Raw genomic sequence first — 16569 nt, forward strand, 5'->3', positions numbered from 1 at the left:
AAATACCTGAATCTTTATATCGCCGCAATTTTCAAGTTCTGAGGCACTTACTCTTATATTCTTTATATCGTGGCTATTCTCCCGTCTTTAATCCAGATCATAAAGTTCCTGCCTTAGCAGCGACATGGAGTCGGTGCTGTGTACGGTAGATGTTACGCCATTGACTTCACCTGTAAGGGCTGCATGTACGTAGATATCGAGGGTGTCCGACTCGCCCATCGCAACTCCGGAGCCGTTGTTATTAAGGTCATATATAGGAATGTCAACTTCTATGTAATAGGTCACAAAGGCATTGGACGTTCGCTCGCCGTTATAGATACGATAGTATCCATCTCCTCCTGCCGTCAATCTGGTCTTCTCTCCATCTTCTATGATTCCATTGCCGTTAGTATCTGCGCACAGATATGCAGGATATGGAGCAGCAGGCGTTGTTGACGAGCTGTAGGATGCTCCATACGGTCCAAGAGCATAGGTGAGCGTTTGTGAATTATAATTCGTATATTGCTGGCTTCTCATACCATAGCTGAAATTGACTCTGATATTCTGCGTCTTAATTCCTACATTAAGGTCAGTCAGAGAGAAGTATACAGGATAGTATGCATCTACATTAAGTGAATCTACTGTATCCCCTTCTTCATTAATAGCAGTATTGGCCTGCTCATCTGTTACATACATCTCCTGTGCATAAGCATCATATGGAAGCTTATCTGTTGTCAGCTCCTTACTGAAGGCTTCATCTGTTATGGATATACTTGCAGCCTTAACACCGGAGTTATATGCCATGATCATGGTGTTAATAAAGAGCTGTACTTCAGGGGTTGTACATTGAGTTACTGCACTGTGCCCTACACCTGAATATGATATATTACCCCTGTTGTATATATAATAGTTGTTTCTTACATCATGAGGTGATGCCTCATATACATCATTGGCTCCGTTTTTGGTATATGTGGATACGAAATTCTGAACATGTTCTCCGGGCTCTACAGTACCGTTTCCATTGGTATCCATATCTCGGCTGTCAAGTGTATACCACACTGTGATATCACTTTCTCCGTCAGCATTATTGTCCATATCAAGGTTCAGCTGGAAGTACTGACCATGGGTACTTGCTACGAACATCTCATCTTCCAGATCATATGGGTACTTGGAAATAGTACCTTCATTAACAAGTGACACATAGTATGCATTCTTATTAGAGTTTCTGTTAGTGTAACCTCCAACTGCAAGATTCTTATAAGTATTCGAACCAAATATTGAATGATTAGTAGTTGCAAGTTTATATGATCCGGAAAGCGCATTTCCTGAATTTGGAAGATATGGGGATGGATCATAAACTGTACTATAGGCACTTCCATACACATTATTGGCACCTACATATCCAAACCTGTCCATACCACACAGATCTCTTATTGCGTTACTCAGATATGAACTTGCAAACCAATCTGACCACTGGGACTGTATTACAAACTGCCTGTAACTACTGCCTGCAAGGTTAGCATTAAGTCCGGCTCTTCCATACAAGGAAGTATCATATATCCACGAAGTAGTATCATGGGTAAAGAGCATCGCGCGTCCACTCTTTCCATATGTAACCAGGGACTTTACAGCATTCTCATTAGGAATATTAGGGAACATGTCTGTAAATCCTACTATGATCATATCGTAAGATGAAAGCTGAGTCGGGCCTGTCGGTCTTTCATTGGCATCATCAGTATCTCCGTCACCATTTCTATCTATTGCTTCATTAAAATTACCTGCTATAGTTGTCGGCGATACAAGGTGACCTCCTTCAAGTTCTACTTCAAGGATATCGCTTTCTTCTGTGATCTTAGATGCATCATAATTCTTTTCATAAGCTATACCAAAATCATATGAACTTATAGAATAAATATTGACATCATATCCAGGTATATTCTCAAGCATACTGTACCAGTCGCTTGAAGGGCTATAATACTGCTGATACGACAAGTCTCTGCTTACAGCTCCGGATATATCATAAGTCTTGGCTATATCTGAACCTCCGCCAGCACTTGTACTGTTAGGAATATACGGGAATACTTGCAGTACATTAATCTCAACTCTCTCTTCTGCACCTGATGGGATAACAGCACAGATACCGCTTATCGAATCATGCGAACACAGAGATGCATTCTCACTATTGGGCTTGTTATTGGTAATCTTGAGTTTCCATGCAACACTTCCATAATATCCGTTTGGAAGCTGTCTTGTCAGATGATAAGTTGTATAAGGCATAAGAGATGTAGTAGAACCGCCAGTTATAGAAAGGTTCATGATCTCTTCTGTAAAAGTCTTATCAATCTGATCGTTGGACTTGGTCTCATCTGTAGATCCTGCAAATCGTCCATCGCCATTACTGTCAAGGAATAGCTGTACAGAATATGTAGCATCCAAAAGATCCGGGTTAGCTACATCCGTGATCATAAAGTCAAAATCCAGATAATACTGTCCGTCAGACCCCGGCGATAGAAATACACACTGATTAGGATCTAATATGTTACCATTTGTAACAGCTACATATTCTGTAGGAACAGATGTTACATCCACGGTAAGCTTAGACTTATTCAGACCCTCTGTTATAAGATCTGTGAACTTAGATCCCATTGTCTCCGTCACGAAATTAGTATACTTCCTGCTGCTAAAGCTATCACCCATACCGGCTTTGACGAACTTGTACATCTGGGAATTGGTATCTAGTCTTCCTGCAAATGTTCCGGATGTAGTTGTTAATTTAGAAGCACCTGCACTTATTCCATTTGGTACAATGATAGACTCCAGTCCATTTCCATTAAGATTTGTATTAAAAGTAAAAAGGTCATCAGATACTATTACCGGGTAGCCAAGCTCTAAGAAGTTCTCAAGCTCTTTTTCCTGAATGCTTGTGATATCATTGCCGGACAGCCTGAGGTTCACAGATGTATTATGTGTGACAGCAACTGATCCAAAATCTGCACCATCGACATACATAGCACTATCATTCATAGAATCGCCAACGTGGGTATATAGTATACCATTCATATTAGAACTGTTATAAACAGAATACTTACTTGTCTTATACCACTTAGTACCATTCCAGTTATATACTGTTCCATCATTAGCTGTATAGCTAAGTGTAGAAGGTACTCCCTTATTAGATTTGTAATTGCCATTATTGTTTCTTAAACGCCAACGGCCAGAACTGTCGCTGACTTTGTTTTCAACGTACCACTCCCAAGTTCTGCCATTATTATCCTCGATTCCGGTCACAGTTTCCGGCATTCCCGTGCACTGCTCCGTAGTATCTTTAATGTTCATGATAGCCTTAGTCGCATTTTTGATACCATAATAATACGTAGTGACAGATTGGTTAGTAACTCCATAAGTATAAACGGCAGTATCAATTGTCTGTGATCCTATATAGATAACATCATAATCTTCGCAAGGATCACCGATTATGCCTGCAAACTCAGATGTTGTCATACCTGTTATCTTGATCCTGTTAAGGATAGTCGTCTGGGCAGCACTTCCCTGTGAGAAGGTACCTGTCATATAATCAGGGTCTTCAAGAAGTGACAGATTAGGTGCAAACTTCTCTGCGAAGACTTCAGCCCTCTGAGCCTGCCTGTACTCAACATCTGCTCCGCCGTCATCATACTGGAAGTACTTGAAAGCATAGCAAGGCTCAAGCTCAAGGACACGGATTGACGACTTATACAAAGTCAGATCACTTCCTGAGAAAATAAGTATATACTGAACTACCACAGACGGGCTGATGGTATAGCTCATATTGCCTATACTCTTACGGCCTCTGTATACGTTCTCTCTTATTATGAATTCAAGCAGCTCTTCAAAACCCGATGATATCATCGGATTGGTATAGGTCTTGGCGAAACTTCTGTTGAAGACTTCCGGAACATTCTTGTACTCTACACCGAAACTGCTGGTGAAGTCGCCGGTATTATATTTTCCAATATATATATTCTTATAATTATATGCTCCGTTTACCTTGGTTACGTCCTTGGAAGCCTCATAATTACTACTTCCTGTAGAAAAAGAGGTATAGTTTGAAATACCTGCAAGTGAAGACGTAAATGTACCATCATCATCGCTTGAAAGGCCAGGCGTATTAAGGATGATATTGTCCTTAATATCAGTCATCAAAAATCTTGAAAGTGCGTAATACGTAGAAGCCTTAGAGTTAAGGGCAGAAGCTGCATTATTGTCATATATACTTCTATTAACAATAACCGCCTGTGGGTATACTCCTGTAGTACCTGACTGTGAGTATGAGCTTGTAAGTATCTGCCTTGCGCAGTCAACAGGGATATCGTAGATCTTCCTGGTATCAGATTCACCATCTCCTATCGCGCTCTTACCATCTAATGTCATACCATCAGCAGACAGATATACAAGATCTGCATCTGTTATGGAACCTACGATATCATTTATCTCCTCATTATAACCTTCACGTTCCTTATCAAAAGTATCGCAAAGAGTATACAGATACAAAGTCAGATTGACATTGTTGTCATCAGTCCTAGTCTCATCATCACCAAATACGTAGTATTTGAGCCAGTCATGATTGATCGTGATGTAGTAGGCGTAGCCGTATCCTGCAAAATATTTGCCGCTGCTTGGCTTTGTAAGTGAGAAATTGTACCTGTCAGTTTCTGCTACGCCGCTAAGTAGCGAAGCATCTTCGGCGCAGCTAAGGACATAGTATCCCCCTTCCATCTCTTTGGCATTGTCATACTTTTGTGTGCTGTCAACTATCTCGTCAGTATCGGAGTCTGTACCTGATCCGGTATTTGTTCCGGTCCCTGTGCCTGAACCGGTGTCTGTACCTGTGCCTGTACCGGTTCCTGTAGCTATCATCACATTGCGGTGTCTTAGTCCTGAAGGCTCGGAAGACGCAGGTGTTCCCTGATCATTGATAGTATCAGAAGATCCGCTTCCTTCTGATGCATTGGCGCTTCCTGACAGGCCGGAATCGCCTGAGCTGCCGCCATCTCCATCACCGCCTGAATTATTGCCTGATTCGTTGCCATCTCCATTATTGTTATTGTCACCGGATCCGCCGTCTGTATTATTGTTATTATTAGTAGTATTATCTGTATTATTGTCCTGACTTGGTTCTTGTGTATTATCTCCGGAACCTGAGCCTTCTGTATTACCGCCGGAGCCAGTACTTCCCGAGCTACCGCCAGAACCTGTACTTCCTGTACTTCCGCCAGAGCCTGAACCACCTGCGCTGCTACCTGATCCGCCCGCACCTGATCCCGAAGAAGTCTTGCCTGTTGACGCTGACCCGGAGCTAGTAGATTCATCAGATGAACCGGAAGATGATTTTGAAGAGTCCGCAGAACTCTCTGTAGAAGCTGAGCCTGCAGCATCCGCTTCATCGTCGCTACTACCTGTGCTTGCTGACGCAGATGATGATGACTTTGTAGACTTCTTAGAGCCGGTAGATTCGCCATCTTCTTCATCAGCGATAACTACGATCTTGATAGTGATATACTCGGACTCGTCATCACTTCCAGCTGGTTTTAAAGTAATAGTATATATACCGGGCTCTGAAGGAATGATTGGAAGAGTATAGGTATATGTCTCATCATCTACTGATGATTCCTTTACACTTGTATCTCCGGATATATCTTTACTTCCTGACTTGCCGGAACCTTCTTTATCCTCTAAGTCTTCGTCATCTTCTGTATCAAAGTCGTCTTTAGCAGAGCCATCTTTACCGGAATCGTCTTTATTAGAGTCATCTGCAGTATTGCCGATCTTAGAATCGTTATCAGAACTTGATCCGCCTTTATTACCTGTATTATCTGCACCAGAATCAGAGCCGGAAGATCCTGTACCATCACTACTTCCGCCGTTATTACCTGATCCGGAGCCGCTTCCGTCAGAACCCGAGCCGCTGCCATTATCACCTGACCCGGAACCATTACCACCATCGTCTGAGCCTAAGCCGCTGCCTCCATCATTATCAGATGAGCCTTGATCCCCAGAGCCTGAGCTGCTTCCGCCCTCACCAGCTGCTGTCGCAGTCATATAGAGTCTGCCACTGTTTTGGCTATAATTATCAAGCCTTGCCTGACCATCAGATGAGTCGTCGCCACCTTCTCCTCCGCTGTTATTACCACCACCTGATGAGCCGCCATCTCCTTCAGATCCATTATCGTCACCTGACGAGCCGCCGTCTCCTCCGGATTCATTACCGTCACCTGACGAGCCGCGGTCTCCTCCGGATTCATTAACGTCACCTGACGAGTCGCCATTTTCTCCTGCTCCACTACCACCACCTGATGAGCCACCTTCTCCTCCGGATCCGTTGTCTCCACCTGATGTATCTGTGTCAGAGCTACTCTTATCAGAATCCTCGTCATCTTCGTCATCTTCAGAGCCGCCATTTGAATTTGAGCCACTTCCTGCGTTCTCATCAACCTCAAATGACTGTTCTATATCAACCTGCATATTGGTCTCAAGTACGAAGTTAGCTATCTCGCTAAGGGACATAGTAACAGTATGCTCGTCACCTGCTTCGAGATCTTCTTCCTCTTCACTTGTCGTAGGTGCGCTGTCAATGTCATCTATGTCATCGATACCTTCTGAGTCATAGGTGGAGTAATACATGGATGTATGAAGCTCTACCTTATTCGCACTAATTGTAAGTGTAAGAGCATTTGCTGCAGTTGTATCACTTTCTGGTCTAATACTAATATTATATTTTCCAGTATCTGTAACTGTTATGGATAATATATCTTCATATTGTATATCCGAATCGCCTGATACTGCTGTATGATTTTTTATGTTAACCGTACACTTAGAACTATCCCCAGAGATTGCCGTAATCTCTCCTTTTTCTAAATTTGCGCAGTTAGAACCAATGATACATATAATCGTTTTACTGTTAGCAAAATTAACTTCATCCAGAGTATAACTTGTTCCTGATTCACCTCCTGTAAGTAATACTCCATCTACTTTATATATAACAACCGATGAAAAAACCAGCGTCAGATAATCATCTGTATTGCTACTATTTTCTGGCCCTAATACAAGAGTAAGGATACCGCTTTTAGAGAGATTAACTACTAGTTTTTTAGCCGCTTTGATATTAGGATTATTACCTCCATACTCTGCCATGTCACTAACTGTAACATAACCTTCATATGGCTCGTCTACATTTGAAATACTTGTAAACTTTGATGAAGGCTTAACTTCAAAATTCTCATTTGAGGAACCAACATAAAATGTTCCTAAAGTTCCTAAAGTCATTTTTTCTGAAGGATAATAGGTTCCACTAATCTCTTCTTCTGAATCAAATGTTGCAGAGGCAGAGATAGAGTATACGTTATAAAACGAGAACGAAATATAAAACCTTCCTGTATTAGGATCAATAGAAGAATCATTTACTGAAAGATCAAATGAATATACCCCTGTTTCATTTGCGCCAAGCTTTACTGATGAATTTTTCTCCTCTAATTTGTTTAATTTAGTAAGAACACCTGTGTCTGTATTTACTACCCATGTATAACTATAGGTACCGGATTTCTTAACAAAAACTTCTTCGTTATCAACAGTAACAACACTACCAACACACCCTGTTATTACTGCTGTTTCGTCCTTATTGGTAACTTTTATAGGGTTAGTGCTGGATACACGATTTTTAGACGCATTATAATAGGAGCCGTTATATTCCGCATATAACAACGTCTCTCCGGTAAAATTGAACAAAAGATAATAAACTGAGTCAAAATTCTCAATATGCGTGTTTGTCTCATTATTATAGACTTCGACATCAACTTTTACTTTATAATCAGTAATATTGCCAGTATATGTAAAACGCGCCGTATTATTTTCAAGTATTTCTTTAGATACATCGTTTTTGTCAACACGCCATTCGAACCTATATAAAGATGAATTCTTAGAAACATGATTAAGCGTATCATCTTTGTTAATCACACTTGCAGTCAGATCTATTTTATAGGCGATTTTCTGCCCCTCTTGTGTTTCTACTGTTTCGCTTTCCGTCACCCCTATATAATCGCCGCTATGATAATAATTATTCTTATTATCTCGTACAGTAGATATATAATTCAGTTCAAACCTAAGTCTATCAGAATCAGATACTGATGTTTTTTCAGGAGATACTCTAGCCCATGCATTGCCTGTTCCAATTGGTTTTAGATCTAGAGTATATGTGTTATCTCCATTTGATTTTAATTGAATTGTACTTATTCCTTCTACCGTAGTAGAATCCGATATATTTGCCACTTCTACAACAGGCGACAGTTCAATAAATGAAGATGTATTCTCGTCCCATCCAAGATATTTAATGGTATAGGTATACATATTAGTATCACTATTGTAGTCATCTTCAGACATAGTAATAGTAGGTATACCCGATGAGTTGCCCGAATCTATTGCCTTTATCTGACCTTTGTAGTTATATACAGCATAAAATGTATCAACTACCACTACATCAAACGGGAATGCATCGGGCATTGGATATCTGTACTCGTTATTTGCGCTGTATTTTGCTTCTACTGTTAGTCCCGTATATTTATTTGCTGCATTTGCTTTTAATGTAATACTTTTTCCAATACTAATCTGATTTGGCTTATTATTAACAGTCTCAATACTATTTGTATTATCTGTAGTGTTTATATCAAGATTATCATAATAAGCATTCGTCCATGTATACTCAAATCCTGTATCATAGTTAGATACCGGTTTAAACTTGCCTTCAGATGTAAGGACGCCAATATAGGCGTTTAATTTTATACCGTCTTTTTTGCCAATATAGAGATTGATCTTCTTATTCTCTGTTTCATTTATTTTTTTATAATAATATATTGGATTGCCATCACTATCTTTTTCCCCGTCTATACTGATTCCAAGGTAATAAACGATCTCCGCCGCCGGCTCCGCGCATGTGACCATGGCATTATAAATTCTGTAGCCTCCGTTTGTGTCAGAGACCACATACCTGTTCTCAATATTATCTATATTGCTCTGGGATATCTCAGAAGTATTAAGGCTTACGACCTTGGCAGATACATAGGTATTACCAAACTCAAGGCCCTTAATTGTTATAGTCGTAAGAGGCTTATCACCATCTTTACCGGTAAAAAAGTACAGATTGTCCTTGGTCTTACCTGTACTTACAAGGCCAGTTGTCGGTTCTGCAACATTTATGATCTTGGTACTGCCGATAGTCCAGATGACAGCCTTTGAGGTATCTGAAACTGCGCCTTCAGGAAGGCTGAAGGTTATGGTATTACCTTTGCCCACAACAGTAGCTTTAATCCCTGCTCCGGTTCCTGTCATCTCAAGATCTGTCTTATCGGAAGTCTTGGCATCACGTATATCAATTACACTTTTATCCTCGTAATAGTATCCGCTATTACTCTGGACATAGTAACCCGGCACAAGTTCTCTGCCGATAAGACCGGCTCCTGCATTAAGGATATAATAGTCATCATCAGGATTGCCATTTGCATCATTGATGACATAAGGAGGCTCACCATGATTGTAAGCTTTGAGCTGATAAGTCATAGGATAGTCAGTCTCACCTGCATCAGGATCTGCAGACATGATGCTCTCTTCCTGAAGCGCAGTTACTACATCTCCTATACCAACTGTCGGATTGTATTCATAACCATCAGTCTGATCCTTAACATCCTTATACTCTCTGAAAGGCTCATACCCGGAAGCAAAATATCCCATGGAAGCCTGTTCGTAGTCATCTGCTATCTCCACAAGACTAAAATCAGACGATCCTGCAATTCTGTCATCAAGATCCATGAAGGTGTCGGCTGCTGCCAGCGACCTGTTCATAGAACTAAATGGCAGCACAGCAACCACGCTACCTGCGACAACAGTTGCAAGTACTTTGGCAGAGCGTCTTTTTACAACTTTCTTATTAAGATTCTTCTTAATATATGACTTAATATGACTAAAGGTATACTTCAAATCCGTCTTCCTCCCGGCCATTAATTGTCTTATCAGAAAATGTTATGAATATTTATGCCACTAGCCTTCTGATTTTCTTATGTATATTTATTTCTCCATTATCATATTTTTCTACTCTCAATACCGATATTCACTTTCAGATCCTTCTGTGCTGCCTTCAGATTCTTCACTGCTTTTAGGCCCATACATACTCGTATCATTTCTAAGAGCTACTGTGAAGTCATACGTATAGATTCTCTCTGAATACTCAAGTGCCATCTCAACATTTACAACCTTAGCATCATCAACGACTTTGACCTTAAAATCAGAAACATAATCAGACAGTACAGGCCAGGTAGTCATATCGTCAGAATACATACTTTCGGAATCTGTAATAGTAACTTTTTTGACCTTACCATCTTCAAATTCTGCTATTACAGGGATTCCATCTGCTGAACCGTCAGCTCCCGCAACATAATAGATTTTGCTTTGTTCACTGTCATATGCGATGATCGCAGCTCTTGCATGAATCGTCCCGTTTTCAAAATCGCTCTGTTTCTGGGCAGAACCTACGTTTTTATCATAGTAATCATTATCAATTGACAATACTGCAAACATAGTAGAACTTTCATCTGCACCTTCCGGCATATAAAGGCCAAGATCGGCATTAGTTATATAAGTCGTGATCTGACTTTGCAATAGCTGGGACCTTGTCTGTAGGTTTAGATCCTTGTTCTGTCTCTGATACAGATTGATTCCTGTAGTTATGAGCGTTCCCAGGATCAGGCCCACTATAGCCAATATCGCGATCACTATAACAAGCTCTACGAGGGAAAAACCTTTATTCAGTTCATCTGTTCTATCGTTATTATTCATAAGTGACTATGCTCATCCGTTTATAACTGCAAATCATTTATAACCTGCTCTTTATTGATGCATTCCTTGTACACCTCTACTACTGTTCCATCGTAGCCTTGCCTGTTGCAGGAGTCATGTAGATGGTATAGCTCTTGCCCTGTTTGAATGTTAGTTTAGTCATGTAGCCTTCATCTGAATACTTAAGGAAAGCTCCTGTGGCTCTGTCATAAGCTATTTTTATGTCAGTTCCTGTAAGGTTCACTTCGTTTCCGCCTACAACTGCTATGATATCTACATTGGCCGCGCCTACACTTATCTGATCTACTATTGTCTCTCCTTCTTTGTTCTTATTGACCTGCATTATCAATATGCGGCCACCGCCGTCAGGTTTTATCTCAAGATATACATCTGCATCAGCTGATAGTCCTGATTCCGGCGCGCCGGTTGACTTACTAAGTGTTAATACTCTGACCTTGGACAGAGCCGAAAGGGTATCCTGCGCACACTCTCTTGCTGCCCGGCCGTTCAAGATGCCGATCATGGATATAAGACCTGTAGATAAGACAGCCATAATAGCAATGATAATAATCAGCTCTACCAGGGATACACCTTTATCATTTATGCATTTATTCTTATTTTTAATATAAGGATTCTTATGCATTTCTCGTCACCAATTACAATCATTTGACAGACACTTCCCAAAGTTTTAGTACTTCTTCCATCCGCTATAAGTGATAAGATCCGCTGTATTGAAGATCGCATCGCCCATAGCATCTGCATTGTCTGATTTTTCCAAAAGAGAGAAATCTTCTCCGGAGGTAAAAAGGTTAGCAACGCACAGGCCTGTTGACTCATCTTGTAATGTAAATACGCTGCTAAGAGCGTCCGGATCATTTTTTATCTCACTTACACCTGTCATAGTGATCTTGCCATCGCAGATGATGGTACCTGTAAAACTGGTACTGATATTCACATCTCCGCCTACAGTGATTATCATGTTAAGTCCGTCAACATCGGAACTATAATTGCAGTCTCCGTAATATACTCTGACTCTGTCCTTGCCAGCCTCATCTTTAAAGACAACATAGTTACCGCTTTTACTGGTACTTGATCTTAACTTCTCAATATTCTTCTGACTTATAAGATTCTGATATACGCTGTCCTTCTCATCTCCGGTAAGACCTTCATAATTGACCGATAGATTGGTACACAGGGTATAGTAGGACTTCTCATATATCTCTGATTCTATGTCTGTATCGATACTGCTGTACTGACCGGAAGTAGCATATGAATCATCAACCATCTGCCAGGATACATAGCCGTTTTCATCTTTTATCACACCTCCAGCGCTATCCATCTGAGGTATCAGGATATTGCCAGCGAGATTGAGCCTTATAAAATCTGACCCTGTCGGGAACTTAAAATCAGACACATACGCACTTAGATACCTGTTCATCTTCTGGGGGTTAGCTTCATAATATGCTTTGAAGAAATCTCCTGCTGCCTTCATAGGGTCAGTTGCAGTTGACTTACCAAAATCCATATAGAAATACATCCATCCGTCCTGATTGATGACAGTAGAGTATGCCTTGTCATTTAGTCCATATGAAGATTCGTCCATCAAAGACGATCCAAGGCTTCTAACTGTAGCGCCGTAATATACAGGAAGCATAGTTTTACCTGTAGCTGCGCTGTAATCTGTATAGTATTCATAATAATCAGCATAAGGCAGCGGATTTCTTTGAAGGACAGGTGAATAGTAAGTCGTCCCACCATCTACATAAGAGTACCAGCCCACACATTCATAAGGAACCAGATAAGCGATCTGCCCTGCCTTGGAAGTCATGGATTCTCCCATAGGGAGATTGTCTTTTTTGTCATCAAGATAGGATATACCGATGTATGCATTTCCAAGAAGTTCAAAACTATCAATCTTGGAAAAATCGGCGCTCACCCCAGTTCCATTGAAGATAATGGAACTACTGCGTGAAGAGTCGATATCCTGACTATGACCATAACCATAGTAGCTGCCCGCAAGTTTCACGGAAGTCTTTCGACCTCCTATAGTAAGATCATCCTTGACATAAGTATTGCCAAGAAGCTCTAAATTATAGGCTCCATTGCTGGCAGGAAATGCCTTTTCATCCCTGTCACCAACTTTAATATTTCTGGCCCATACATTAGAAGGAACGCCACTTGAAGATGCGCTATTATCCTCACGATCTACATGGAAGAAGCCGTTTCCTATAGTCACGATAGTGCCGCCTACCGTATTATAGGGATCTGCAGCATCCGCTTTTCTGTCCCCTCCTGCAACGATATAAGGACAATTAACTATCTCAAGTCCTGCTCCGCTATCTATTTTGATAGAATAGTCATCACCAGCCTGACTAGCAGCAGCTCCTGTATCATGTCTTCCTGCATAGACGCTGACTCCTGATATCTTGGTAGTTCCGCTTGTAACCTCGATAGAATTGTCCGCAACAAGCGCATATCCTACCACTATAGGAAGTGAGAACTTAGTATTAAAGCCAAGATCCGGACACTTTATATTAATATCAGTCTCGATTATAGATACGTCACCTGTCTCATCAGTATAGGTAACCTTAACACCTGATATTCTGATAAAATCCTCAAATTCAGTAATTTCAGAGGGGCTTGTAACCTGTACATATGGCGGCTCTGGCTCTGAAGCTTTACTTCTTGTAACAAATTTGGTGAAATCCTTGGTAGAGAGACTTGACATAAGGCTTGTCTTATATTTTTGCCATACAAGTTTTGAAGATTCTTCCTTCTCTTTGTCTGTTAACGATTCCGAATAATTCTGCATTATTGATATATATGCATCGGAGAAGCAGATCGAAGCTTCCTTCTGAAGGCCTGCAGCAATCTCATCCATGGCTACTTCTGCAGAATAGTAGTTCTCCTGAATCTTGAACTGCTGACTTTTCATCTCAAAGTTATACAAGGACATATACATGATAATAGACAGCAGCAGTCCTACAAATGAAAGAACTACTATCGCCATTACCATGGACATACCGCGATCATCATCCTTAACTTTTTGAAGTGAAGAAAGAATACGACTATTATATTTATGTAATGAGAATCTGTCTTTCATATCTTGTACCCATCTATGCTAATATGTTCGTCTTTGATCATATGTAGAAGTTGTCAAAAGTATCTTTTGCCACCATATAGGTTGATTAAATCTCAGTTTTCTTCTTCATCACTTGTCATGACTACAACAGGTGTAACCGATCGGCTGTAATTCTCAGTAAACTTCTCATACTCGCCGTCTTCGTAGAACTCAACTGTAGTATCATAGACAACATTGCCTATAGCCTGGCCTCCATCAAGAGGCAGTACCTCCATAAGGTTCATATCACTAAGCCAGCAGTTAAGATTCATGGAGCCTGAATTGTAATAATATTCAAGAAAGGCCTGATTGGTGTCTTTACTTCTTTGCGATAGATTCACGATATTGTATCCAAGATTGGTTCTGAGTGTTACATTAGGGGAACTTTCTGACGGGGACTTGCAGTTTGGATCATTGACAATAAGGTGCATCCAATAATTGTCCGCACCTATAGCTGTCATAGCGCTTCCATCTTGATCATTTTTTTTCTGCATAGCTACTACAAGAGACATTTTCTGACTGGTATCGTTATTAACAACGATATAATCCAACAGATTTCTTGCAGAATAATCAGAATAATAGTCAGGATAATAACATATAAAGACATTCCTCGGGTACGGAACTTCAGGATTCTTAGCATTCTGACGATAGGTGCCACCGGCATATGTCAGTACGGAAGATGGCTGCGTAGCATCCCCAGGATAGTAGTACTTAATATTGGCGGTAACTGTAGAGCTTCCGGATGATGAGTTATCATCAATTGTTATAGTTATCTCTCTTCTGACATTTTTCTTGAGCTCTTCATCTGGAATAGTGCTGTCATCTAAAAGTACCCTTATAGCTTCATATGCATCCTCATCATCTTCTTCATTCATAAGAAACATATAGTCGAAGTTCTCATCATAGACAGCAGCAGTACTATATTCAAAGGCATTGTAATTATAAGCTGATGAGTCTCTTGCTGCAGAAGAAGATCCATCGCCCATATAGTGACTGGCATCGTACTTCACAATGACATCGTACTTTTTGTCACTGCCGGAAGATACCATAAGATCATTGATGGCGAACTCATATATGTTATTGTCCGAACCTATAAAGCTTCCATCTTCGGCGTAGTAGTTTCCAAGAGGTCTGAACTTAGAATACTGGGAACTTGGGATGATAAAAGGTGATGGCGCATCCTCATTGAACATAAGCGCGATATCTTCTATCGTAAAATTCCAGCTTCCTTCGAATATGGTCTGTGACAGTGTTTCGTACTCTTCGAGTTCTCCGGCTCTTTTACTAAGCTTCTGCGTGACTACAAAGCCCCTCATAAGAGGAACTACCAGAATCGCAACTATGATGACTGCTATGATGACTTCTATTAGAGAAAAGCCGCTATTGTCATCTTTTAACCTCATGTCAGTTCTTTTATCTTCGACCATGATCAGTATAAGTTCCTTTACTAAGTTCTCTTATAACTGCCTATATCATGAGTGTCATATTATTTTTATAAATCAAACTTCGCACTTGCCAAACATACGCCACCCTCTGAGGCAGCGCCGATACGGCCTGTTTATAATACATTTTCGTATCTTTTGAAGGTGTTATTAAATTCAGGAGCAAGATATCTGGATCTTTATATTCTTCTTAGGGTCCACCTGTCTGAGCGAAGCGAGTTTGGACCCTAGAATATAAAGATCCAGATATCTTGCCCTGAATTATAATACCTTCAAGATACGAAAATGTATTATAAACGGGCCGTATCGGCGCTGCCTCAGAGGGTGGCGTATGTTTGGCAAGTGCGAAGTTTGAATTTTATAAGTATAAGCAAAGGCTCATTGTCCGCTGCTCTGAATGTCTGTCACGTCTCCAAATATATTGTCAGTTCCATGATTGATAAGGCCAGGACTTGGGAAAGTGTACTCTTTGTCAGTGCCTTCAAGATAGTAATAATCTATCGTCAGCTCTCCTGAAAGTCGTCCTGTTGATGAATCGTAGCTTACATCAAGCTCAGTAACATTTTTAAAATCTTCATGGTTTATCACATTCAGGATGATCTGCTTAAGTCCGTTATATGTTGTATCAAAGGTCATAACTTCTACAGAATCATAGAACATAAGACCGGTAACATCAGGTATGGTCCCGTCTGATTCGTACTGATTAAGGGCTATAAGACCTGTAACATCTGCTCCTGCACCTGAGAGCTGATCTTCTCTCTCCGGAACCATGATATCCATAGCTACAGGCTCATTCAAAACTGCCTCATAGGTATAGGTAGGAACAAGGATATTGGTCAGAAGCTCTGTATACATGATCTTATCAGCAGTAGTCACAAGAGACGGATATCCTGCCATTATCTTGTTGGTATTCAGGATATACCGGTCTGTATCATTGACATAGGTGTCCTTATTGGCAGAAACCGTAGTCAGAAGCTGAACCTGATTGCTTAGTGTCACATTCTCATCTTCTATGACTTTGGTCTTCTCATTAAGGCCATAGTAGCCATAATAGTAGGTAAGACCTGCGATCACAACGCCTCCGAATATCATAAGAAGAGCTTTATCTCTCTCAGTGATTGTTAATGCCATAATAACCTCCGAATCTCTGTCTATAGCCAAAATAAGCTT

At 40.6% G+C, this 16569-nt stretch carries 6 protein-coding genes; all 6 read right to left on the reverse strand.

The window, feature by feature from the left end:
- Positions 1-87 precede the first annotated feature (87 nt).
- The 6 genes from I7804_RS13935 to I7804_RS13960 all read right to left on the reverse strand — a co-directional run bounded on the left by I7804_RS13935 (position 88) and on the right by I7804_RS13960 (position 16530).
- Positions 88-9981, reverse strand: a complete 9894-nt coding sequence (locus tag I7804_RS13935; RefSeq protein WP_248403923.1) for a DUF5057 domain-containing protein — start codon at positions 9979-9981, stop codon at positions 88-90.
- Between the two features lie 117 nt (positions 9982-10098).
- Positions 10099-10836, reverse strand: coding sequence for a type II secretion system protein (locus I7804_RS13940; protein ID WP_248403924.1), 738 nt, complete (start codon positions 10834-10836; stop codon positions 10099-10101).
- Positions 10837-10915: 79 nt separating this feature from the next.
- Positions 10916-11479, reverse strand: a complete 564-nt coding sequence (locus tag I7804_RS13945) for a pilus assembly FimT family protein (RefSeq protein ID WP_248403925.1) — start codon at positions 11477-11479, stop codon at positions 10916-10918.
- A gap of 45 nt (positions 11480-11524) precedes the next feature.
- Positions 11525-13939 carry a hypothetical protein gene (locus tag I7804_RS13950; protein WP_248403926.1) on the reverse strand — a complete coding sequence of 805 codons (2415 nt, stop codon included), beginning with the start codon at positions 13937-13939 and terminating at the stop codon, positions 11525-11527.
- A gap of 92 nt (positions 13940-14031) precedes the next feature.
- Positions 14032-15360 (reverse strand): prepilin-type N-terminal cleavage/methylation domain-containing protein, encoded by a 1329-nt coding sequence (locus tag I7804_RS13955; RefSeq protein ID WP_248403927.1) that lies wholly within the window; start codon positions 15358-15360, stop codon positions 14032-14034.
- A gap of 417 nt (positions 15361-15777) precedes the next feature.
- Positions 15778-16530: a hypothetical protein gene (locus I7804_RS13960; protein ID WP_248403928.1), complete on the reverse strand. Its 753-nt coding sequence runs from the start codon at positions 16528-16530 to the stop codon at positions 15778-15780.
- Between the last annotated feature and the right edge of the window lie 39 nt (positions 16531-16569).

The sequence above is a fragment of the Butyrivibrio fibrisolvens genome, from assembly GCF_023206215.1.
GTDB lineage: Bacteria > Bacillota > Clostridia > Lachnospirales > Lachnospiraceae > Butyrivibrio > Butyrivibrio fibrisolvens_C.

What these genes read in the sequence shown, in the direction of transcription:
- I7804_RS13945 (WP_248403925.1), bottom strand. Translation starts at nt 11,479, where the DNA reads ATGCATAAGAATCCTTATATTAAAAATAAGAATAAATGCATAAATGAT.
- I7804_RS13955 (WP_248403927.1), bottom strand. Translation starts at nt 15,360, where the DNA reads ATGAGGTTAAAAGATGACAATAGCGGCTTTTCTCTAATAGAAGTCATC.
- I7804_RS13960 (WP_248403928.1), bottom strand. Translation starts at nt 16,530, where the DNA reads ATGGCATTAACAATCACTGAGAGAGATAAAGCTCTTCTTATGATATTC.
- I7804_RS13940 (WP_248403924.1), bottom strand. Translation starts at nt 10,836, where the DNA reads ATGAATAATAACGATAGAACAGATGAACTGAATAAAGGTTTTTCCCTC.
- I7804_RS13950 (WP_248403926.1), bottom strand. Translation starts at nt 13,939, where the DNA reads ATGAAAGACAGATTCTCATTACATAAATATAATAGTCGTATTCTTTCT.